General features: G+C 36.1%; 15 protein-coding genes. 1 reads left to right on the top strand and 14 read right to left on the bottom strand.

All coding sequences use genetic code 11. The features are described 5' to 3' along the window. The 14 genes from O970_RS03850 to O970_RS03790 all read right to left on the bottom strand — a co-directional run. On the bottom strand, nt 1-9871 hold a 9871-nt coding region (locus O970_RS03850; protein ID WP_166667076.1), incomplete at its 3' end, for an Ig-like domain-containing protein. Nucleotides 9872-10343: 472 nt separating this feature from the next. Continuing rightward, nucleotides 10344-11270 (bottom strand): multifunctional transcriptional regulator/nicotinamide-nucleotide adenylyltransferase/ribosylnicotinamide kinase NadR, encoded by a 927-nt coding sequence (gene nadR, locus O970_RS03845; RefSeq protein WP_024495845.1) that lies wholly within the window; start codon nt 11268-11270, stop codon nt 10344-10346. Between the two features lie 524 nt (nt 11271-11794). Then, nucleotides 11795-12880, bottom strand: coding sequence for a TrmH family RNA methyltransferase (locus O970_RS03840; RefSeq protein ID WP_024495844.1), 1086 nt, complete (start codon nt 12878-12880; stop codon nt 11795-11797). Nucleotides 12881-13368: 488 nt separating this feature from the next. Beyond that, nucleotides 13369-13785 (bottom strand): transcription antitermination factor NusB, encoded by a 417-nt coding sequence (gene nusB, locus O970_RS03835; RefSeq protein ID WP_024495843.1) that lies wholly within the window; start codon nt 13783-13785, stop codon nt 13369-13371. Nucleotides 13786-13788: 3 nt separating this feature from the next. Continuing rightward, nucleotides 13789-14259: a 6,7-dimethyl-8-ribityllumazine synthase gene (ribH, locus tag O970_RS03830; protein WP_024495842.1), complete on the bottom strand. Its 471-nt coding sequence runs from the start codon at nt 14257-14259 to the stop codon at nt 13789-13791. Between the two features lie 210 nt (nt 14260-14469). Further along, complete coding sequence (gene ribD, locus O970_RS03825; protein ID WP_024495841.1) at nt 14470-15603, bottom strand: bifunctional diaminohydroxyphosphoribosylaminopyrimidine deaminase/5-amino-6-(5-phosphoribosylamino)uracil reductase RibD; 1134 nt, start codon at nt 15601-15603, stop codon at nt 14470-14472. A 36-nt stretch (nt 15604-15639) separates the two neighbouring features. Continuing rightward, entirely contained in the window at nt 15640-16101 is a 462-nt protein-coding gene (gene nrdR / locus O970_RS03820) for a transcriptional regulator NrdR (RefSeq protein WP_024495840.1), read from the bottom strand. 207 nt (nt 16102-16308) lie between these two features. Then, nucleotides 16309-16548, bottom strand: a complete 240-nt coding sequence (locus tag O970_RS03815) for a FeoC-like transcriptional regulator (RefSeq protein WP_238610588.1) — start codon at nt 16546-16548, stop codon at nt 16309-16311. Nucleotides 16549-16568: 20 nt separating this feature from the next. Next, on the bottom strand, nt 16569-16739 hold the full coding sequence (locus tag O970_RS09845) for a hypothetical protein (RefSeq protein ID WP_166667075.1): 171 nt from the start codon (nt 16737-16739) through the stop codon (nt 16569-16571). A 169-nt stretch (nt 16740-16908) separates the two neighbouring features. Next, the gene (gene feoB / locus O970_RS03810) at nt 16909-19233 is read right to left on the bottom strand and encodes a Fe(2+) transporter permease subunit FeoB (protein ID WP_024495838.1); all 2325 of its coding nucleotides are present in this window, start codon (nt 19231-19233) and stop codon (nt 16909-16911) included. Nucleotides 19234-19235: 2 nt separating this feature from the next. Beyond that, nucleotides 19236-19472 (bottom strand): FeoA family protein, encoded by a 237-nt coding sequence (locus O970_RS03805; protein WP_024495837.1) that lies wholly within the window; start codon nt 19470-19472, stop codon nt 19236-19238. 271 nt (nt 19473-19743) lie between these two features. Continuing rightward, complete coding sequence (glnE, locus tag O970_RS03800; protein WP_024495836.1) at nt 19744-22548, bottom strand: bifunctional [glutamate--ammonia ligase]-adenylyl-L-tyrosine phosphorylase/[glutamate--ammonia-ligase] adenylyltransferase; 2805 nt, start codon at nt 22546-22548, stop codon at nt 19744-19746. 56 nt (nt 22549-22604) lie between these two features. Next, a complete protein-coding gene (locus tag O970_RS03795) occupies nt 22605-23573 on the bottom strand; it encodes a CYTH domain-containing protein (protein WP_024495835.1) in 969 nt (322 codons plus the stop codon). Between the two features lie 98 nt (nt 23574-23671). Then, nucleotides 23672-24076: an SdrD B-like domain-containing protein gene (locus O970_RS03790; RefSeq protein WP_166667074.1), complete on the bottom strand. Its 405-nt coding sequence runs from the start codon at nt 24074-24076 to the stop codon at nt 23672-23674. Between the two features lie 403 nt (nt 24077-24479). Between O970_RS03790 and O970_RS03785 the strand changes: the two genes are divergently transcribed. Next, nucleotides 24480-25409 carry a DMT family transporter gene (locus O970_RS03785; RefSeq protein WP_024495833.1) on the top strand — a complete coding sequence of 310 codons (930 nt, stop codon included), beginning with the start codon at nt 24480-24482 and terminating at the stop codon, nt 25407-25409. Nucleotides 25410-25925 lie beyond the last annotated feature (516 nt).

Raw genomic sequence — 25925 nt, 5'->3', positions numbered from 1 at the left:
TAAAGGTGTAGACACCATTAGTTTCGTTAACAAACTTAACTTGACCTACTTGTCCATCTTTACCCACCACCTCTAAGCGATCACCTAAGCCCGCTAATGGTACGTCTGAATTTGGATAGTAGAGTTCAACAGTGATAGTTGACGTATCTGCGCCATCTGCCACGATTTGACTTGGATTTGCCTTAATCGTTGACTTCGCTTCATCAAAGGCATCACCCGCTATATAGTCTACCGCCGCTGACTGTTGGCTGGTTGACTTGCTGGTTTTGAAGATAAACTCATCTTTACCTAAGCTTGTTGAGCTCACGCTAAAGGTGTAGACACCATTAGTTTCGTTAACAAACTTAACTTGACCTACTTGTCCATCTTTACCCACCACCTCTAAGCGATCACCTAAGCCCGCTAATGGTACGTCTGAATTTGGATAGTAGAGTTCAACAGTGATAGTTGACGTATCTGCGCCATCTGCCACGATTTGACTTGGATTTGCCTTAATCGTTGACTTCGCTTCATCAAAGGCATCACCCGCTATATAGTCTACCGCCGCTGACTGTTGGCTGGTTGACTTGCTGGTTTTGAAGATAAACTCATCTTTACCTAAGCTTGTTGAGCTCACGCTAAAGGTGTAGACACCATTAGTTTCGTTAACAAACTTAACTTGACCTACTTGTCCATCTTTACCCACCACCTCTAAGCGATCACCTAAGCCCGCTAATGGCTGTGTTGGATTGGACTCATAGAATAACTTAACAGTTATTGTTGAAGTCTGTAACCCATCTGCCACTATCTGTGCTGGCTCCGCTTCAATACTTGACGCCGTTTGGTCAAACTTATCACTAATTAGATATTCAACCTCAACATTATTTTGACCAGATAACCAACTATCATTTTCATTAAATTGGTAAGAGAAAATATCTTTACCTGGTTTTGTAGAGGTGACAGTAAATTTGAATATGCCATCATTATTTGGCGTAATGGCTACTGGTGTTTCACCTATCTTATCACCACTAACGTCCAATTTAACTTGCGTATTTGGTGTAGTGATTAAATTGTTATGACTATCACGTAGCGTAACAGTAATAGTAGCTTTATCTAAATTATCAGAAATAATAGCCGGTGGTTCAACTTCAATTGATGACTTAGTGACGTCAATAGCACCAGGTTTGTAGGTTACTGATACATTGCCATCTCCATTTAACCAACCTTGGCCTTCAAAATAACGATATTCAAAATTGTCTGTACCCGTTACTGTTGAGTTAACTGTAAATTGATAAATGCCATTACCTGTATTAGTCATTGGCGTAAACTCACCAACTCCATCACCTTTCAAAATTAGCATAACCTCATTTGAAGAGCCAGGAATTAAATGATTGTATTGATCACGTAAACTTACCGTGACAATTGCTTGTTCTACACCATCTGCTTTAATACTGGTTTTATCTATCTCTATCGTTGATTTAGATGGATCAACCGCACCAGCAATATATTCAATAGTTACCTTTTGGGAACTATTGTGCACTTTATTAGTTGACGTTTCAGTTAATCGATATGAGATAGTATCTGATCCAACATTAGTTGAAGTTACGGTTGTTTGATAGACACCATTACCAATATAAGTAACGTTCTTAACATCTTTTGGTTCAATACCAGTAACAATTCCTAGTATTTCAATTACACCGATATTCTTAGCTTGATGATTACCATCTTTATCTTTTAACTCAATAGTAATTGTCGATTGAGCTTTACCATCAGCAAGAATTTTCTTAGGTGAAATATCGATAGTAGAGACGTCTATATCTACCGGACCTGGGTGGTAATTAATGGATACGTTTGTTTCTGGACCGTTAGCCGTTTCTCCGTCAAGATTAAAGCCTATATTATCTGTACCACTTAAATTTGAGATAATTGATCCAGTATATTTACCTTCTCCTTGATATTGAAGCTTAATGCTGCCCGCATTGCCTTTTATTTTACCGATAACAAGACCTTCTAGCATTACCTCACCAGCTTTTATTCCTATGTCATTGCCATAGCTATCTTTTAGCTGAACAGTAATTAATGATTCATCCTTATTATTGGCTAAAATATCGGTAGGATCAGCCGTAATAACCGATTTAGTTAGATCAACTTCACCAGCCGTATAGGTTACGGTCGTTGTATTATTACTTTGTTGATTATCTAATTGGAAACCAATAGTATCTTTATTTGCACGAGTAGAGGTAATTTTTCCTTCATAACGCCCTTCTCCAACATAGGTCATATCTTGTGCGATCTTACCATAATTAAGACCTATTAAGCTTATTTTCCCTTGATCAGTATCAAGGTTATTGCCTTTAGCATCTTTAAGCTGAATAGTAATGGTTGATGTCGCTTGACCATTAGCTACAATGGTATTCGGTTCAGAAATGATCACTGATTCCGTCATACTTACCGGACCAGGTTTGAAGGTGACATTTGCTTTGTTAGTTCCATCACCAATATTAGAGATAGTATAACCAATTAAATGTTTACCTGTTTTTGAGGAAACTATCTTACCTTCATAACGTCCATTACCGCGATAAGTCATTGGTAAATCAATTGATACACCATCACCCAGCCCAAACAGACTAACTGTACCTAGATTAGTCGTTAAGTTATTACCATTCTGGTCTTTTAATTGCACCACAATTGTTGATGAATCAGTGCCGTTAGCAATAACTTCATCTGGGGTTGCAGTAATTTCAGAGGTAGTTAAACTCACTGGACCTGGTATATAAGTAATTAATGCACTATTCGTACCAGTGTTAGTGCCAATCTTATATTTTAGTGTATCTGTACCTACTTGTTTTGAGTATACCGTTGTTTTATAAACATTATCTCCAGCATAACTCATAGTAAGACTATCACTTAAACCAATAACTAAGCTATTACTGTCAAGACTTACTGTCTCGTTGATAGGCGAATCTAAATCGTTATCAAATTTATCTTTAAGATAAACAGTAACCGTTGCTTTAGTCATGCCATTATCAGCAATAATTTCACTTGGTGTTACGGTAATAGTAGAACGATTAAGGCTTGGTTCACCTGGTCGATAAGTGACGGCGACGTTATTTGCGCTTTCAACATTATCAACTTTAAAACCAATTGTGTCTAAACCAACCTTAGTTGATTTAATCGTTGCCTTAAACTTACCTTTTTGATCAGATACTGGTCCAAAAGTAACTAATTTACCTTTTTCAATTCCAACTAAAACAACATTTTCATTGTTATAAGTATCATTACCATACTGATCTTTTAACTGAATAATAATCTCAGAGGTTTGCGTATCATCAGCGATAATTGTATCTGGCGTTGCAGTAATTGTTGAACGACTTAGACTCACGCCTCCTGACTTATATACGACTGTCGTTGACTGGTTAATCGCAGCCGAACCGTTAAGTTCGAAACTAATGGTATCACTACCATCTTTTGTAGATGTTAAATAACCAGAATAGCTACCTGATTGTTGACCATCATAGTTTAGTGTTATGTTGCCAGCTTCAGCGATCAATACATTGGTTAATTTAACTAAACCAGCATCTGTGTCCAGATTGTTGTTAAATTTATCCTTTAATTGAACCGTGATCTTAGTTTGTTCAACGCCATCAGCAACTATCGTAGATGGTATCGCCGTAATCGTTGAATGTGCTAAATCAGCATTACCTGGGATATAAGTCACATCCGTAGTGTTACCACTTTTAACACCTAGCACATAGAATCCAAATAGATCAACGCCCGTACGTTTTGACTTAACCGTGATTGAATAAGTTCCATCATTATTATCGTTCACTTGGCTAATGGTAGTGCCATTTACTGGAGAATTACCTACAATACCAATAGAAACCGCATTACCAATACTATTGGTCAGATTATTACCATTTGCATCACGTAACTGTACAGTAACCGTTGAGACACTATTATCATCAGCCACTATAATTGCTGGTGTAGCGCTAATTAATGATTGTGCTGCATCGGCACTACCTGCGATATAAGTTACAGATGTTGGTTTACCTGAAGCGACGCCATTAATACTAAAATCAATGAGATCCTTACCAGTTTTACTCGATTTAACTAAGGCAGAATAAGTACCATTGTTATAATTGGTAAAATCCGTTAATGATCCAATTGCACCATTAGTATTAGCAATGAAGATTTTTATCTCGTCATTCGGTGCAGTGATTAATTTGTTGCCAAATTTATCTCTTAACTGTACATGTATTTTAGCGGTTGTGACATTATTAGCGACAATAACATCTGGTTGAGCTTCAATTGTTGAGGTCGCTAAATCTGCTTCGCCTGGGTGATAAACTACGCGAGCGATGCCTGTTGTACCTTGACCTCCTCTATGTCCATCAAGCGTGAAACCGATATCATCAGCATCTGCAACTTTAGAATAAATTTCGGCTTGATAAGCACCATTTCCAATTGATTTAAGTGCGGTTTTTATTTCACCATGGTTAAGATCAACTAATGAAACCACACCTTCGACTTCACCGTCTAAGTTATTACCATAAGAGTCTTTGAATTGTATAGTAATAACCGATACATCGCTATAATCGGCAATAATTTCTGGTTTTGAGGCGACAATAGTCGATTTGGCTAAATTAACACGATCAGGCGTGTAAGTAATACTTGTTTTTTCTTGACTGGTGCCTTGGTTATTTAGTGTGAAACGAATATCAGCATCATTACCTTTTTTGGTTGAAGTTACATAACCAACATAAGATCCATCCTGGTAAACTAAATAGCCTGTATTATTTTTTAATTCACCAAGTGTTAAGCCAACTAAACTGATTTTGCCTTGATCTTCAGTAATTAAGTTATTGAATGCATCTTTTAATTGTACAGTAACCGTTGAAGATGTTTGGCCGTTAGCAATAATTGAAGATGGATGTGCGACGATCGTTGATTTTTCAAAATCAACTGGCCCCGGCACATAAGTGACTTCAACTTTATTGCTACCAACTAGTGCATCTCTTTCCGATTGTCCAACTTTATAACCAATATTATCAATACCGGCAATTTTAGATTTAATATTAGCTTCATAACGGCCGTTACCAATATAAGCTAACTCAAATTGACCAACGCCTAATGAAGGATAACCCTTATCGAGATTAACAAGGAATACACGTTCCTGTTCACCCATTGGGGCTTTAATATTATTTTCGAATTGATCTTTTAACTGAACGATGATGGTTGTTTCATCACTATTATCAGCAATAATTTTATTCTTTTCGGTAGTAATGGTAGATTTGGTTAAACTGACACCACCAGTTTTATAATTAACGGTAACTGATTGTTGCCCAGTGCCTTTACCATCTAAAGAATAAGTAAAGGTATCACTACCTGCTTTAATTGACGTGACTTCTATCTCATATCGACCAGCGCCTTGATATTTGAACACACCATTATTGGATACTTTACCAATCATCTCATTGGTATTTAATTCAACAAGGATTTGTCCTTCGTTAGTCTCTAAATTATTACCATATCTATCTTTTAACTGTACAGTAATAACCGAAACTTCTGTGTTATTTGCTTCAATCGTGGTTGGATTAGCGACAATAGTAGAAACAGTTAAATCCACTTTACCAGGTTTATAAACAAGATTAGTTGTATTTGTACTTGTTATACTATTTAGCATGAAGCCAATTTTATCGCTACCCGCTTTGGTTGACTTAACGGTTGCCGTATAAGTCCCATCACCATTGTCTTTAATCTTAGTAAGACTATCAATGTTACCTATACGACCATTACCATCATTGAAAATTAAGTCGACAAAACCAGCAGAATTTGTCAATTTATTTCCTTTGGCATCGCGTAATTGAACGGTAACGGTTGCCTCCTCTGTACCATCTGCCACAATAGTGTCAGGGCTAACACTAATGGTTGATTGTGTTAAATCAGCACTACCTGGTAAATATTCAAGTGAAGTCGTATTTTCTGATTTAGTTCCATCTAAAGTGAAACTAATCTTATCATCGATACCCGTCTTGGTTGAACTTAAACTATATTTATATTTACCACTCACATATTCAGCTTCCATACTGCTACTACTTTGTGTAGCAATATTGACATCCGTCAACATGACTTTACCAGACTGAGCGGTAATATCATTCCCAAATTTATCTTTTAACTGAATAATGATATCAGATTTAGCACTACCATCCGCAGTAATAGAACTTGGATTAGCCGTGATAGTAGACTGTTTGAGATCAGGTAATCCTGGTAAATAAGTTATTTGTGCTTCGGGTTTTCCTTGTACACCATCAACAGTAAAGCCAAAAATATCCGTACCCGCTTTCGTTGAAGTGATCTTAGCGGTAAAGGTACCATCACCATTATTATTCGTTACAACATCAATATCGGTAACGGCTGGCTTATTCTTAGGTAGGATTACTACATTATACGCTACATTAGTTTTTGGATCAGTTGATGATAACAATAAATTACCAAGACTATCTTTTAAAGTAACAGTAACAGTGGATACTTCGCTACCATCAGCAGTGATTTCTTTACGATCTACACTAATGTCAGAAGTATTTGGATCCGCTACACCCGCTTTATAAATAACTTTGCTCTCTTGCGTAGCTAATTCAGAATCAATCTTGAAACCAAAAGTATCTTCACCAGTAACCGCTGATTTAACGTAAGCGGTAAATGTACCATCACCATTATTTTGCATCGTATAGTTAGATGGATTAACTTGTCCAATTGTTGGTTCTTTACCAACTAACGTAACGACATATTTGCCACCAAACGTGAGATCATTACCAACACGATCTTTTAACTGTACTGTGATAACGGATTGTTCTGTATTATCAGCAAAAATAGTCGCTGGTACTGCCGTGATGGTAGATTGCGTTAAATCCGGTTTACCTGGTTTATATTTAAGGGTTACCGTATTACTGCTTTCTTGTCCATTCACTTTGTAACTAAAAGTATCACTTCCCCCAAGAGAGGATTTAACTTTGATACTATAAGTTCCGTCCCCATTATCAACAGCCTCAGTACCATCAATAATTGAACCAACATGATTCACCGAATCGCTAAAATAAATTTCTATTTTATCGCCACCTTCGGTAATATTTTGTCCTGAGCTGTCTCTCAATTGGACGGTGATAGTAGCAATACCATCTTCTTCACCATCATTGGCAATAATTTCTGATGGATTAGCAAAAATAATCGATTTTGTTAAATCAGGAAGAATTGCGGTATTAGTTAACGTACAAGTAATTTTATCGCCATAATCAGGTGTTAATGTGAATGAATTACCGTTACCTAGTGGTAATTTAGTCATCGATTGTGCATTCTCATTTTCACAATCAACACTTGTTCTATAACGAGATAATTTACTTTTACTTCCAGCTGCCATAACTTCAGTTAAAGTATAGGTACCCGGTTTTAACATAACTTGATCAGTTGTTGCTGTTGATGCGCTATCTGTTGTAGTTGACGATGCCACAACATTAGCGCCATCTTTAATTTGTACAGTAAACTGATCAGCCTTATTGGCTCTCTCGCCTGATATTTTTTTGATTAACTCAACACTTAAACCGTAAGAGTTATTAAATTGACAACTAAGTCCACCTTCTTTAACTAATTTTCCAGGAATAGTTAATTTACCGTTTTCAAAAATAGTTCCTGTAATGAGCTTATCATTCTCGTCATAACACTCAGCACTAACCGCAGTCCAATTACTCAAATTATCATCAAAACTTTGTGTAATAACGATAGGTTTACCTACACTTGCGTAAGCATGAGCAACGCTACTGTAAGTAGGGTTATCTTCAGACATTGTCTGGATACTATCATATTTTGATGAAGGATAGCCCTCTACCACATTACTCATTTCATAATTAAACTTTCCTAATTTTCCTATACTAATTGCACTTAACTTAATTTCACCAGTTGCAATATAGAGACGATAGTCTTCAACTTCCCCATCAACTGCCCAAGGTATTGTTTCCGTTGAATCTGGTAAAGTATCATTATTAGGACCAAGGCCTTTAGTCGTACTCACACGAAAACGAGCATAAGTATCATGTAAACCAGTAGCACTACCACTTGGTACTTGGTAATCAAATTTTACATAATCATTTCGCTGAGTGAGCATATCAGCTAAACCGAAGCGCGTTTTACCAAACTTTCCTTCTTTTTGGTTCTGTGACCAGTCTACCCACGCATTAAGATAAGCCTTTTGGCTATTACGCCCAGTGGCTTTGACTCTAAATGTATATGCTTTACCTGGAATTAATATCGCATCCTGTAATGATATAAAATTCTCACGTTTTTTCTCTGATACTTCAACACCATCATGAGAGGCGATAGCATTAGCATCTTCCCTTGGTTTAGGACCACTTTGAACAGTCACTGTCTCACCAAGACGTAGTAAATTTACAGATTCGTCCAACTTATCTTGTGCACCAATTGCTAAATGCTGAGCAGGTTTAGTTGCATGATGGTAAGAAGAAGGCGCATCCCCATAGTTACTCACGGTAGTTAATGCAATACTAGCATCCGCGACGATATCATCCGTTCTCATATTAACTAAGCTATAAATATAGCTTTTATCTACGGATGTTATTGAGCTTGGATCATATGGATTTGCCCCGACACAAGGACCAGATTCTGTCATCGGTGTTGGTTTAGTTCTATCTGAACCGCCACAATAGGCTGTTACTGAGTTTGTTGCAATCTTTGCCGCTGCCCAAGATTGTTTAGCACGGATACCGTTTACTTCTGGACGCACAATCCGTACATAATAATCTTGATTATCAATGGAATCGACAATAAAGTTAAACTCACCCGCTTCACTGGTATGATGAGTGGTAATTAAACTACCATCTTTCCATAATTCAACCTGTATATTGGGTACCGTTCCATTAAAATCGTCAACATTTCCTGCCCCAACTGGGTCAAAATAAACTTTACCTTTGATAATAGGCGCAACTTGGCAAGAAGATAAATCCACGACATTGTGACTATCATAACCATGTAATCGTTGACTAACGCCTGTCAAAGGATTTGATCGCCAAATATGATAATCAGCATGACTGGTATAGAGATGACCATCAACAAACGCCATTCCCCATACATCTGAACCAGGAAGCTCTCTTAAATGTTGAACTATAACGTAAGGCCAATATCCACTATTAGTGGTCGGCATTACTTTAATCAATACTTTATGGACTGGTCCATGTTGATTATCTTGAACAATAATATAAGCATTACCTTCAGCATCGATAGCCATATCAGAACCAACAGGTCCCTCAACAGTATCTCCTTTGGTTAGAGGTTTAGGGATACCTACACGATTAGCACCAGTAACAGGATTAAAAATACCAAGACGGAAATTACCCGTATTAGCCAGATTCAAGTTTGATCCAGCGACATTGGTCATATAAATTTCACCTGTCATCTGATTTACTTCACCACCAGCCATATCAGTACCTGCGTATCCAAAAGGAGCAGGACCTCTAAAATCAAACATGGTTGATGTTTCGCCGTTATCGGTCGCACCAGATTCTACTGTCCACAACTTGCGACTACCTTGGCCACCATAAGACCAAGAGTACATCACTAAAGGACCACCACTGCTTCGTCCACCTTTATGACCTAAAGCGATAGTCGAGCCTAAATGGTTTAAAGAGTACATAGTAGTTCTTTGACCATTAACTAAATCTATCTTAAAAATAGTACCTGTGTTTCCTAATGGATTTCCTACACCATCAGATACACTATAAAGCGAATTACAATCAAATTTTGTACTCTTTATTAAAGGTAAACGCGCAGCATGGGCACTATTACCTAATAATATAAATAAAAAACAAAGTACAAGATTAAAAAACAATCCAATCTTCTTATGTCTCCGTAATAAAGATAGATAACTTTTATTATTCGGCCTCGAAGAATTGAATTTGGAACTCAATAAATCAAATTTAACAATTTCCATTGATTATTTCCTAATTTCAACCAAATGCTGAGTTTCCTCAGTAAAACTTTATGTTCACCAATAGCTATGAATTTGATAAATAAAGAATTTATCAAATTCATATACTAAAGATTATCTATAAAGCGTAGTTTATTAAAGATTTTATAAATTATATGTTTATAATTATTAAAGAAATTTACCATTTTTTGACTTAAATGTAAAAAATAATTTCGTCTATTAGTTAAATAAAACAGCTAAATAAAAAAATATTTATTAATAAGATTTTGTTAAAAAATCAGATTAGCAAAATCATATATTTATTGTTTTTTGATAATATGATTACGTTTCACTGACGCTAATGACATTAGATAAATAAGCCTAAATTCATTTACTACAAATGCTCATTAATTATTTTCATACAGCTAGAAAAAAAATCGGTTTTCTGTTCTGTTTTCATTAATTGTTGAATATCAATAGTCATATCAAAATTATAATAATTATTTAATTCAGTAATTAATGCATGTTGATAACCAAATTTTCGCTCAAAATTTGTTTGTAATCTGGCAAAATTTAAATCAGTAAACAAATAGCGGTTGGCCTGTTGAGCAGCTTGATTAAGGCGTTGCGCATAAAGTAGAGCGAATTCAATAAAATCTTGTTGTGATAAGAAGTAAACTTCATTTTCATAATTGAAATAGTCATGAGCACAACTATCTATGAAAGTAGTATTATAGATATTAGCAAACTGCTTGGCTAAATGCCTATCCCTTTTATTGTCTATAATACAAATTTTTTTCACAAAGAAAGGTTGTGCCGCTTTAGCAATATATTGCCAATGTTGATAAGGTGCTTTACGAATTTGCGTTGCACTAATATTAATGTAATCCCTGTTTTGATCCACTAATTTTACGGCACAGTTAAAATAGTGCTGGTGTAGCTCAACATCATTTAACTCACTAGTAAAAATAATATTAGGTATAATCCCTTTTTGCATTAAAATAGATTTAACCCGATTACTCCAATCAAGCCAACCATTAGGATAAGGTTTAATACCCGTTTCATCTAGTACATGAATGTAAATTGATGAACGATGATGGAAAGTCTCTTGCAGCCAGTGTAAACGATTCTCTACTTGTGGTTGTTTTGGCATATGGCTTTGCTCAAATAATTTTAAATCACGATCCATTTCACAACCAAGCATGATATGCAATTCATCTACTTCACTACTGGCCTTTTCAATCATATAAATATGGCCACAGTGCAATGGATAAAATTTACCAAAAATAAGGCCAATTCGGCGTGATGATGTTACATGCATACTACTTATCTATTCCCAACTAATTGTATTAACTATAATAATTATAAAAATTTGTAATTTTAGGCCATTATATGACTATCGTTAAAATTAGCAAAGCCGATAAAATTTACTACGACAGAAATACTCTCTCTAAGTTTCACAATTATATACACTGTTTCAATTAAAGCTATTTCAAAAATAGAATTTTATCTAATAAAAGTAATATTTTTACATTTGCTCACTATTTGTTAATTTCACATTAAAAAACCTGTTATGAATGATTCGATATTTTCTAAAAATCAATCAATTCATTTCTGAGGATACCTTTATCTGAGTTAATCTCATTTTTTATCATAACCAATTGTTATTAAGTCAATAATCAACCATAAAATATGGATATTTATTAAATTAGATTATATAAAATTGATCTTGATGAACATTTAAAAGATAACCAAAAAGTCGTATATTGTCTAAATATTAGTATAAAAAAAGATTTTAAGCCACGGCTTAAAATCTCTTCATCAAGAATGGAAATTTTATAGATATCACATTCGATATTTAGCTAATAAGATCCCTGTCGCAACAGAAATATTAAGCGAGGTCATAAATTCAGAACCAGGTAAATAAATAACTTTATCCGCAATATTGATTAAACTTTTATTAACCTGTTGAAAGAGAACGAAAACCGTTTTTGGGCTAAATTGAACATCAAATAATGACTCGGCTGGAAAGGCTTTCATTTTACATGGTAATAGCGTAACAATTTGATAACCAGCTTGTTTAAATTGGTTTAATGTTATGACCATGTCATCCGCTTTGATCGGTTTTATATACTCGCCCCCACCTTCTGCTATACGTAAAGCAGAACCTATCTCACGGCCATCAGGTTGGCGTAAAATAATGCCATTAACCGCAAAGAAAGCCGCAGAACGTATTAATGCACCAAGGTTATGTGGATTATTGATATCATCGACCGCTAATATGCAATCATTAGTCAGAGATTGATGTTGTGATAGATAATCAATTGCTGAACTTACTTGTCGTTTTTTAACAATTAAACATATTCCCCCGTGATGAGGCGTACCACATAACTTTTCCATTTGCTCATCAGTGACAATATCATAACCTAGTCGCTGTTCAGCAAGCCACATCACCAAATCACGGAATTTAGTCGTGGTAGCTTGAGTAAGAAACGCTTTAATAATTGAAGTTGGACGTTGTTTAAATACAGACCAACAACTATTTTCACTATAAACATACACCTCATTTTGACGTTGTTTTTTTAATGAAGCGAAATTCGTATTACTATTATCATCCTGATGATAAATAGCTCTTTGAGGTTTATCATATTTTTTATTTTGCCATGGTGACCCATTAGCATTATCCTTTTTTGTTGTTGCCCCTCTATTGGCTGTAACATCTTTTCTCGGATTAAAGGTTTCAATACGGCTTGAACGTTGACCAAAATGAGATTTTTCTGATGATTTTCTGTTATCTTTATGTTTACGCTCAGCAAATGTCTTTTTAGCTGCTTTTACAGAAGACCGTTTAGCGTGATCTACTGATTCGTTCTTTTTCTGGGTATAATAAATGGTAGGTTGCTTGTTAGTTACGTTATGGTTGTCGTTCATTAAATATCTCACATGATAAAAGTGATCTTTATTAATCTAGTCGTTATACTCGTTAAGCCTAGTATAACATTGTCTTAGATAAATAATAATGGAATAAATCATTCTGAAAAATAGTACTCAGTTCTGATAGGAAACGATTTATAGTTTAGCTTAATTTATTGTTGATACAATAAATTAAGTTAGCCGTGCGAAGCGGTGCTATTCACTCGCTTTGGTACGATTAAATTAATAGCAATTAAGCCGTCAATTAAACCATGTATAAGCTAAATAAATGGTCTTGCTTGGCTCAGTATAATTAAGCATTTAATTAGACTAATTCTAGCTTAGAACTATATAGAAATCTTTACATCAGACCAGCTTGATTATAGTCTTTTCGCCAAAAATCTTATTTTGAGAGAAAGCTAAATATATAGCTGAATAAAATACATGGCTAATTGTTTTTAGAAAAAATAAAAAAGCTTAAGTTACTCACCTAAGCTTTTCGCTGTTTAACGCGTACGAATTGTGGGCGCAATTTTATCTAATACACCATTAACAAATTTATGGCTATCTTCTGCACCAAACGTTTTGGTTAATTCAATTGCCTCATTAATTACAACTTTATAGGGTACATCTTGACGTTTAGTCAATTCATAAAGCGCAATTCTAATGACAGCATGTTCGATCTGCCCTAACTCATCGACAGAACGATCCGTTAAATAAGGCGCCATTAACGTATCTATCTCAGAATAATTACGTGCAACACCATGAATTAACTCACGAAAATATTTAGTATCAACCCCTTTCATATCTTGGTCAGTTAAAAAAGTAGCTTCAACATCAATGATACTATTTTGAGATATTTGCCATGAATAGATCGCTTGAACCGCACATTCACGCGCACGACGCCTTGCATTTGGCTTCACGTGTTACTCCTTTATTGCTTGTAGAACAGTTAACATTTCAAGTACCGTTAACGCGGCTTCAGCGCCTTTATTACCAGCTTTAGTACCTGCTCGTTCAATGGCTTGTTCAATGCTTTCAGTCGTTAAAATACCAAAACCAACTGGTATACTGAATTCAAGTGATGTACTTAATAATCCCGAACTTGATTCACCAGCAACATAATCAAAATGTGCTGTACTGCCGCGAATAACGGTACCTAAAGCGACAATCGCATCATATTTACCACTTTGGGCTGCCACTTTAGCGGTCAAAGGAATTTCATAAGCACCGGGTACCCAAATTACAGTGATATTTTCTTCTTTAATTTGGCCAATGCGTTTTAATGCATCAACCGCACCAGAAACGAGATTATCATTTATAAAATGGTTAAAACGAGCCACAATAATCGCTATACGAGCAGATGGCTGCATGATTGTACCTTCAATCGTTTTCATGAATATTCCTTAGACTATAACGAATAAATAAATTGTGCGTAATTCTATCATAATTTAAGATTTTCTCTAGACAGATTTTATACTTAGAAACATTGATGCAAAATTAATGATCAATAATGACAATCTTTAAAAAAAGATTGTCCTCTTTAATGGCGTGGTTGATAAATAAATTATATTACTGATGATAAAAAACCATATTATTAATGGTTTTTACAAAGAAACATCAGGTGGCGTTGTTTTTAACCTTAAGCGCAGATCAGGGCCAATAGTTGTCACATCAACAAATTGAAATGTTGGACAATCACTTAATTGATTTAAATGTGGGAGCTTACATAGACTTCTAGCTTGATGACCTAATAGTTTGGGTGCAAGATAAATGATAAGTTCATCGACCAAGTTTTGTTGAATTAACGCTCCGGCAAATTGTGCACCCGCCTCGACCCAAATTGAATTAATTTGGGCTTGAGCAAGTGTTGTAAACAACCAATCTAAGTTAATTAATGGTTCAGGAGTAGGATCAACAACTATTTTTACATTATCAGGTAATTTTTCTCCTTTAAATGCAACTTTGCGTATCAACCAAATTTGTCCTTGCTGTTTAAAGAGTTGTTCTTTCAATGTTAAGCGATGTTGACTGTCTAAAATAATGCGAATAGGTTGCCGAATATCAGTGATAGGATAATGTTGTTTGATTTTTTCAGGAAATGCTGACCAACGTACGGTTAAACGTGGATCATCGGCTAATACTGTCGCACTGGTACTTAAGATAGCGCTACATTTGGCCCGTAATGTTTGTACATCTTGTCGTGCCTCGCTTGATGTAATCCACTTGCTTTCACCCGAAGCCATCGCTGTTTTACCATCAAGTGAAGCCGCCATTTTGAGTATAATAAAAGGCTTTCCAGTACGCATGCGTTTTAGAAAACCGCGATTGATTTGTTCCGCTTGTTCTGTCAATAAACCAACATCAACATCAATACCGGCTTCTTTTAAGCGCTGTACGCCATAGCCAGATACCATGGGATTGGGATCTAACATAGCAATAACGACTCGTTTTACTTGGGCCTCAATCAAGGCATTTGCGCAAGGCGGCGTACGCCCATAATGGCTACAAGGTTCTAATGTCACATAGACTGTCGCCCCTTTTGCGTTATCTCCAGCCATGTTTAAGGCATAGACTTCGGCATGAGGTTGTCCTGCTTTATAATGATATCCCTCACCAATAATCTGTTCATCTTTGACAATCACGCAACCCACATTGGGATTTGGGGTTGTGGTATAGATACCACGTTTAGCCAAATCAAGTGCACGTTGCATATAAAAACTATCGTGGGATTTTATCATTTAATCATTCGCTCTATTTTATAAAACTCGTAACCGTTATTCATGTTCTTTTTCTTGTAATTTAGCAATTTCTCGCCCGAATTGGGTAATATCATCAAAACTAAAATAGACAGAAGCAAAACGTATATAGGCCACTTTATCTAATTTTTTTAGCTGTTCCATGACTAAATTACCAACCATTTTCGAGGGAACTTCTCGCTCTCCAGTTGCCCTAAGCTTAGATTTTATATGGCTGATGGCAATTTCAATATCATCGGTGCTAACCGGTCTCTTTTCTAACGCCTTTTGCATACCCCGACGTAATTTATCTTCGTTAAAAGGCTCGCGCAACTGACCACTTTTAATAATCCCTGGCATAATGAACTCTGCAACTTCAAACGTCGTAAAACGTTCATGACAGTTTATACACTGACGACGGCGACGAACTTGCAACCCATCATTAACTAAACGTGAGTCGATGACTTTAGTCTCTTCTGTATTACAAAATGGACAATGCATTGTTGTTCCTCATTATAATCAATCATGCTGATTCGCTGGTGATCAGCGACAAAATTTGCATTTTTATACCAATGCAAATAAGCAAGCATAAGCTTTATCATATAAAGATACAGGACTTCCCTTATTTTGGTCAATAAGGTATTGCAATATTACCATGTTGTATTAATAGTTATTTTTCTACTATCAGTGATTCATTGTGAAGTTAATTTATAACGTTTTATCATGCCATATATAGAGTTTTTTTAATCCTTCACTACATTCAAAACAGTCGCTACATTTACCTTGACTACACATGTCTTGAGAAAGATAGTGCTGAGTAATAAAGCCTTTTTTTATCCAAAAAGTTAACATCTGTTCCATCGCGCTCTCTTGCACTTGAAAATGTAAAGCCAAATCATGCAAATTTGCTCGTCCAATTAATTGTAAGTAATCACGTATATCCGTCATCAGCATAATACATTGACTCCCTATTGATATTGCTCATTTATCCAGTCACGCTCACTTTTGCTCTCTTTATGATAATGCGGTAAATCCACGATAAGCAGATAGTAATTAGCTGATGTGCCTATCTTGGCAAGTAAGATGAGTGTAATGGATAATAAAAATATGTAATGTGATTCAAATGAGGTAATAGCCATTAAATATAGCCATTTTATGAAAAATCAATGGTAATACATTGATTTATATTTAAAATATATAGTTAAAAACAATAAGTTATCATGCTAAGCGTTACCAAACTATGGTGGTAACGCTTAGTTTCAATTTCACCTGTTAATTCATTATTTAACGTTTACTTTTGGATGCGGATTAACCACAACAATCTTTACCACCGCATTTTGCTGGTTGCTTAATTTTTATCTGATTAATATCGCCAAAGCGACCTACTAACTTCATGATGAATAGTACCAAAATAAATATTATGGCTATTCCTGATAACCAATATCCTGCTGTAGGTACAGAGCCTAATAATGTATATTGATAATAAGCTGTCGCCAATATCCAACCAATAAAGAAGGTCCACCCTCCAACAAAAAGGGACCATCGCCAGCCTGCTTCACGATAAACCGCCCCTAATGCCGCCGCACACGGCGTATAAAGCAAAATAAAAATCAGATACGCCATGGCGGCCGTGCTATGACCAAATGATGTTTCAATTTTTGATACGGTTGTTGGCGATATCTCTAAATCCTCTTGTACCGTATCCATATCCTCATCAACTGCCTTTAGTCCTAATGGATCGAGAAAGGAATCGGTTAAATCAACTAAATTGGTCGGTATGCTTGCCAGTGCTTTAGTCACACCATCGATAAGATTAAATGGCTCATCATCTTCGGTTTCTGATTCCATTGAATATAACGAATTTAGCGTAGCAATAACCGCCTCTTTAGCAAAGATACCAGTAAAAATCCCTACAGTTGCAGGCCAATTCGGTTCTGTTACGCCCATAGGCTCAAAAACGGGGGTTAATTTTTGACTCACTGCGGCTAATACTGAATCATCGGAATCACTATGCCCAAAGGAGCCATCAGTGCCCAGAGAATTCAAGAGACTTAACACCGTTACCATCAGTACAATAGCTTTACCGGCACGAAAAATGAAACTTTTTAACCTTGACCAAGTTAAATGCGCCATACCACGTAACGTTGGTATACGGTAAGCGGGCAATTCCATTATAAATGGTGTGGTACTCCCAGGTAAAATGGTATGCTTTAAAATTAAGCCGGTCACAATCGCGACAGCGATACCTAATAAATACAAACTAAATACCACAGTGGAGGCATTATGGGGAAAGAAAATAACCGCAAATAAAGTATAAACGGGTAATCTAGCACCACAAGACATAAATGGAATCATACAAATCGACATCAGACGATCTCGGACTGAATCCAGTGTGCGCGTTCCCATAATGGCTGGCACCCCACAACCAAAACCAATTAACATTGGAACAAAGGCTTTGCCGGGTAAACCGATGACTCGCATACCACGATCAACCACCATCGCAGCACGCGCTAAATAACCTGAATCCTCTAAAAAAGATAAGCAGAAAAACATCGCGGCAATAACTGGTATAAAGGTAGCAACGGTCTGTATACCTGATCCAATACCTTGCGCTAAAATCGCGTCAAGCCACTCTGGTGCATTGATCATTTTCAGTAAATGAGTAACACCTTCAACAAAAATAGTGTCGAATAGGATATCGAAGAAATCAATAAAGACAGAACCAAATTTGACCGCGACAATAAACATGAGATACATCACTAGTAAGAAAAATGGGATACCCGTAAAACGACCCAATGTGATACGATCAAGCTTATCCGATAAAGTCAAACTTGCCTCACGTGGTTTATCAATCACCAACTTGGTCAGTTGATCGATGGCATCATAGCGACTACTAGCTAAAGCGACGTCAATTTCATTATTGCACCATGCCGAAAGTTCTAGGCGACATTGCGTTAATCGTTCAGCTTCATCTTGGCTCACGGATGAATTAGCATCATCTAACAATAGTTCAATTAAATCCCAGCGATTAAAAGAGTGAACCATACTATGTGGATCAAGTTGTGATAGATGATATTGAATAATATTTTCAGTTTTGTTACCTAATGTCGCGACTAGCGGTTTAGGTAGTATAGGTGCAGCTAATAATTGCTCGAGCACTTGACGTAATGGTCCAAGCCCTTTTTTCTTACTTGCTGAAATCGCCACAACTGGGCAACCCAATTGCTGTGCTAACTGATCAATATTAATCGTCTCGCCTAATTCCTCTAACGCATCCATCATATTGAGAACGACGAGCATCGGTCGATTTAAATCAAGTAATTGAAAAGTTAAATATAGACTACGTTGTAGATTAGTGGCATCAACAATATTTATAATAAGGTTATCTTTTTCATTAATAACAAATTCGCGGGTAACCATTTCATCTTGTGAAACAGATACATCAAGATTTTCAATCGCATACGTACCAGGTAAATCAACGATCTCAACATCTTGTCCAGCTAAATTAATTTTCCCAGTTTTGCGCTCAACGGTCACTCCAGGCCAGTTTCCAACGTGTTGACGAGCACCAGTTAAAGCATTAAATAAGGTACTTTTTCCGCTATTAGGATTACCGATTAGAGATATTTTCATGGTTAAACCTCAACCACGCCGATCGCTTTTGCTTCACTACGACGTAAACAAAGATAAAATCCTCTAGTTTTAATTTCTAATGGATCACCTAAAGGGGCAGTTCTAACTACCGACACTTTACATCCTGGGGTGATTCCCATGGCTAATAATCGTCGACGAAACGGTAACGATTCTGGCATTAACTGGGTAATCACCGCCTCCTTACCAAAGGCTAATTTATCTAACGTTAATATTGTCATCACTGGTAACCTTAACATAATTTTATTAATGAAGATTTACATTTTATTAATAATGATTCTTATTTATAATAATATTATATAAAGGTAACAAAGAAAATAATCTTTACAGAAGATATTAAGCATGCCACATTCGCTAACTCAATCATTTTAATCATAAAAGTATTGTTCAGTGTAGTAAAAAGCGACATGCGGCTAAAATGATACTATGCCTTTATGTCGCTCTATTTGCTCATAATTACATTAAGGCATTAGTAATTTACTAACACTATTTTTACGTTTCTAGCCACTTTTGCCAACTCTGTTGAACTTGCTGGCGTTGGGTAGTAAAAGTCTGTTTGTCGATATGGGTAGTTTGCAATTGTAATGATAATTGGTGTATCTCATCACGCATCTCAAGATAAATTTGGGTAAGGGTTTGGGCTTCTTCAACCGACATAATGTGATATTCAGCCATTAAGGCTAAAATTCTTACGTTATCGGAAAATTCAACTAATTTAGGTTGTTGATGAGCAAAATTCAACACTAAATATTGTGAAATAAACTCAATATCCCCAATTCCCCCTATATCAACTTTCAAATCAAATTGATTATTATCTTGATTACCTAAATAAGTACGCATTTTTTCACGCATTTCACGTACCTGCTTTTTTAATCGTTGTGAATCACGAGGTTGGCACAATATATTATGACGGATAGCAATAAATTGTTGGCATAACGCTGGATCGCCATAGACAGGACGAGCACGAACCAAGGCTTGATGTTCCCATGTCCATGCCTCATGACGTTGATAATCCTCAAAGGCACTAATAGGGATCCCAAGTAAACCCGCGTCGCCTTGTGGTCTTAAACGTACATCAATATCATAAAGCACACCGGAGCTAGTTCGTACATTAAATAAGTGGATGATCCGTTGAATTAAACGCAAAAAGAACTGCTGGCTATCAATCGATTTAGTCCCGTTAGTCTGACTAGTCGCTGGGCAATTATGTAAAAAGACTAAATCAAGATCAGAACCATACCCCAACTCTAAGCCACCAAGTTTACCATAACCAATAATCATTAAACCTTTGTGATCACTATCAGTAAGATAATCTGGCATTCCATACCGCGCAGTCATTTGATTCCAAGCTAGCTGAACCACAAAATCAATCATCGCTTCGGCTAAAAAAGTCAAATGATCGCTGACCTGCATGGTAGATAACTTTCCCGCGACATCTGCTGCGGCAATATGCAGTAATTGCATTTGCTTAAACTGTCGTAGCGCTTCTAACTGTTGTTCTTCATCTTCCGTGTGTACACGTAGTAAATATTGATAGAGTTCAGTTTTGTAATGCGTCAATGGGATGGTTTGATAGAGTGAATTGAGATCGATAAGTTCATCAAGTAATAGTGGATAACGGGTTAATTGTTCGCTTATCATCGGCGATACACTGCACAATTTAACCAGTTGCTCAAGCGCTATCGGATATTCAATCAATAATTCCAGATAAGTCGTACGGCTTACAATCTGTAATAATAAGTGAAATAAACGCGGTAATAGTGTCGCAACATGATCGTGAGTACCAACCACAGTGAGTAACCTTGGCATTAGCTGATCTAGCACATCTCTACCCCGAACACCAATAGTGCGTCTATTAATGTCGGTTTGAAATTGAGTCAAGGTCTGATATATGCGCTGCTGTTGGTCTATATCACATTGTGGCAACAGCATTATCACATCAGTTAGCTCCAAACGTTCATGCCATAGCTCATCAAAACGTTTATCATAATTAATTTGATGTTGTTTAGTGCCTGTTTCACCGATTAAGGCATTAAAAATTTGTCGATTTTCATTCATGCAGTGTGATAATGCTTCAACAAATACCACCCAATCGCTATAGCCCATCGCGGTTGCTAAACGCATTTGATTAAGGGGATCATCAGGTAACGTCTGCGTCTGTTGATCATTAATCGCTTGTAATAGATTTTCAGTACGCCGTAAAAAGAGATAATTTTGTCGCAAACGATAGACATCAATAGCGGGTAATAACCCTAGTATCTCAATACGTTCAAGCGCAGTTAATAGCGAACGCGTTTGTAAAATAGTTTCCCGTCCCCCTCTAAGTAACTGGAATACTTGCACAATAAATTCAATTTCACGAATGCCGCCGGCGCCAAGCTTGATATTATTGTTTAAATGACGACGCCGAACCTCGCGTTCGATCATCGCTTTCATATTACGCAACGATTGTAAAACACTAAAGTCAATATAACGACGGTAGACAAACGGTTTTAACATTTGATAAAGGGCTTGCGCATAAGGTTGGCTGTCATCACCAAGAACCTTTGCTTTGACCATTGCATAACGTTCCCAATCACGTCCTTGTTCCTGATAATAATCTTCCATACTACTAAAACTTAGGACTAATGGACCACCATCACCTAATGGCCTTAATCGCATATCAACCCGATAAACAAAACCATCCGCGGTTATTTGATCTAATACTTTAATTAACCGTTGTCCGAGACGTGTAAAAAATACGGCATTATCTAATTCTCGCCGTCCACCTTTGGTCACACCTGTCTCAGGATAGGTAAAAATCAGGTCAATATCGGAAGAAAAATTCAGCTCCCCGCCGCCTAACTTACCCATTCCTAGTACCAGTAAGGGTTGTGGCTGCCCCTCATGGTTACAGGGCGTGCCAAAATCCTGACAACATGTATGATATAACCACTGTTTAGCCGTAACGATAATAACTTCAGCTAAAGTACTTAATTGAATTAACGTGTCTTTTGTTTCACTAGATTGTGTTAATTGCGACCATGCTATACGCACCAGCACTTTACGTCGAAATAAGCGTAATATGCGCATTAAGCTATTTTCATCGGTGACGGACGACATCGCTTCATCTAGCCAATGTTGATAGTAGGTATATTCATTGGCAGTTGGAGGAGACATTTCTAAATCAATTAACCATTCAGGATAGCGTAGAATAGATTCAGCAATAAAATCACTTTGCGCTAAAATTACTGCTGATGGCGACTGTTCACTTAATAATAACTGTTGGATGATTTTATTTTTTTGTCTAGTAATCAATTTATTATATCTCCCTTGCTGCCTATATCAGGTGAATTATTACTTATATTCAATTCTCAATCAGTATCGCTACCCTTTAAGTGAACGATGAATGTCATTATTAATAATTTAGTTTGAGTCACTATCGGTTGATATACCCACTCATTCAAAGGTAGATTTTTCACGACTATTTGCTGTAATCGTACTAAATTTAGGTTAATTTTATTAGCTAAACGGTCACTATTTGGTGATTCAAATAGGTCAACAAACTGGGGCAATATGGTTTGTAAGGTATGATAGAAAGTCAGCGTATCATTTTGTTGTAAAGCCAATTCTTCGCTTTGTTGCCAATACTTTAATAATGCGTGCAGTACGCTAGTTTTATCTGTCATTAACTTAATTGATGGCATTATAGCTACCGATAATGAACGTTGGTTAACTAATTGATAACCTCTGGCGGCTTTGCTTTGAGATAATACACGAATCCCCAAGTTAGCCAATATGTAAGCAAAATCAAGTAATTGATTTACATCGCCCTGTTTTAATTCAAGTTCAAGCTCATCAATAGGCAAGTGATAAGAGGCTTGTTGAATATCACCTTTATCAAATGCCAATTCAATTTGACTTTGATGATAGTGAATAAGCCAGATCTGGCGATGAAAATGAGTATTAAATAATGGCCTAATTTGTCTTGCCAATAATTTTGGATCAAGACTTCTCGGTAATGCCTCGCTGGGGAATAGACTTAAATCAAGCTGTTTACTGGGCAAAGTTACATTATATTCTTGACGTTGATGCAAACCAGCCACCCCTTTATTACCATGCTTAATGGTCATCTCATAACTGGTTTTATTTTTCTCAGTCTCAATACCTCGCAACCGTAAACCGCAATGATGTTTTCTTAATTGATGATCTGGCGTATCATAATAAGTATTGGTTAACCATAAGTTATCTTCAGATAACATGGGATAATCAGCCAAAAAATCGGTCAGTTTTAGGGCTGCATGCTGAGAAAGGGCAAATTTTAACTCGATTTCAGTCGTCATTATTTCTTCCATACTTAGATTGATTATTTACTACTGAATATCAAGCGACCGCCTAATATTAGATTGAAACAATCTGATTGTTGGTCATATAAATTGTATTACTCTTTAATAATAGGAAAATCAATTTGTCTTGGCATACTGGTGGTTAAACGTACCACTGCGGTTGCATGACGTTCTACTTTAAACCCATGCGGTAAACTGGAACTATCCAATTTGATCACAAAATTACCGCTGTGTGTAATATTAGCAGTTTTAGCCCCAGTAAGAGAATAACGACCATATGAATCGGTAACAACAACGTCACCAGTCATGGTGACTAAACTCACCCCCGCTATGCCCACTTCATCACCATCCTGAATTCCATTGCCATTTTTGTCCAGAAATACCGTACCAAAAATTAAGCTTTCACTAAAAACAGGCATATCCGTTAACTTATCAGATTTTCGGCTATAGCCTTCAGCAAAGGCTAATGTAGATAAGCCAAAAGTAAGCAACAGAACCATTAATACTCTGTTTATAATAGATATCATATATTTAAACATCATTCGCCTTTTCAATTAAAGTAACTCAATGATAATATAGCGTTTTTCGTGTTTAGCTAAAACTGTTTTATAACAATGTTTGCAAAATAGGCAATATGTTAACTAACTGCTTAATGATACTTAATCATGCAATAATACAATAAGCGTAATAAATAATTGTAACAATAACCTCAATTTATAATCCAATTAGTAGGGTTACGCCTTATCATTTGCTAAACCTAATTTCTATAAAATTTTATCTTGATAAACCATTAAGTTATTAATTCATTCAGATATAAGTAATCGTTCTTAAGCGGATGACTTATCGGTCAAAAAAGTGTATAAGTGATTTAGATAATTTAACAGATAAAAAAGATAACTCATTATGATCCAAACGAATCACCACTCTTTTAAATATATACTGTATCTATTAATTACTGTTATTAGCTGGGGAATTATGTATCCCTGTTCAAAACATGCGGTTTTATCCGGTATTGATGGCTATTATCTTACGCTATTACGCTATGGATTCGGGGCTATTTTGGTTAGTTTAGTCTTGATTTTAGTTGAAGGTAAACAAAAATATAAAACTGAAGGTCATGGCGGATTATTATGGTTATTAGGTACCGTTGGCTTTGCTGGTTTAAACTTTTTTACTTTTATTGGTATAGGTTACTCTACTGCTGAACATGCCACCATCATTTTAGCGTTAATGCCGATGTTATCAATCATGTTATCTTCACTTATTGAGCGTCGTTTACCTACATTAAAAACCTGTTTATGTACATTATTCGCTTTTTTCGGTATTGTATTAGTAATTACTAATGGTGATATTAAACATATCGCCACGTCAAATCGCTATATTGGTGATTTACTGTTACTTATTGCGACTATGTGTTGGGTTATCTATACGTATTTTGCCAATCAGTTCATCACTAAATATCACTGGAGTCCTTTAAGAATAACTGCATTAAGTTCTTCTTTAGGAGCCGTATCTATTATTACTATCACGTTGTTCGCAACCTATTACCAGCTCGCTAAAGTACCTAGTTTAAATGCGATTAATACCAGTCTTATTGATATTTTTGTGTTGGTTAGTACGACCTTAGTAATCATTACTTGGAATGCAGGAATCAAAGGATTAGGGGCGATTAATGGTACTCTTTTTGTAAACTTAGTGCCCGTTATTTCATTTATCATTGGTATTTATCAAGGGCATTCTATTTTTAAGATGGAAATGATTGGTGCTATCATGACCATTGCGGCATTGATCCTTAATAATTTGGTTATTCGGCAACAACCGAATAAAACATAATGTTCTACCAAGATTTTATACTAAAATAATCATTTTTTATTTTACGTTGTCTGATTTCTTAGTATCACATTTTTATCAGTGCCTAATGCAATTGGTTACCGGCTTATTTTGATATAATGGCTGTCTCTAATTTTTCTCTGAAACTGAATAAACTTACTCGAATATAATATGTTGTTATGTTTTTAGTGGGAATAACTCAAACTGCTCACAAGCAAGGATGAATTGAATATATTTTTCAGAATAACGCTGATCCGTATGTTTTTTAAAGCGTTGTTGCCAACTTGGTCACCGCTAAAAATAACTAATTATTCCATATTAAGGATTAGCGTTTATCACTTCACACTACTAAACTAAATATCAGTATTACCACAAGTAAGGCAGTACTTGTGCTCATACTAATTTAATTAGGCTAGTAAATACGATTCAACTAGCGGGCTACCACCATCATCACGTTCTAATAAAGTCCATTTTGCTTGCTGTTTATCACCATAATCATCAAGCCAGTTTGGGATAACT

It is taken from the genome of Candidatus Schmidhempelia bombi str. Bimp (genome assembly GCF_000471645.3).
In the GTDB taxonomy this organism is placed as follows: Bacteria; Pseudomonadota; Gammaproteobacteria; order Enterobacterales; family Orbaceae; genus Utexia; species Utexia bombi.
The sequence above is the reverse complement of the archived record's forward strand: the minus strand, read 5'-3'. Positions and strand labels throughout refer to the sequence as shown.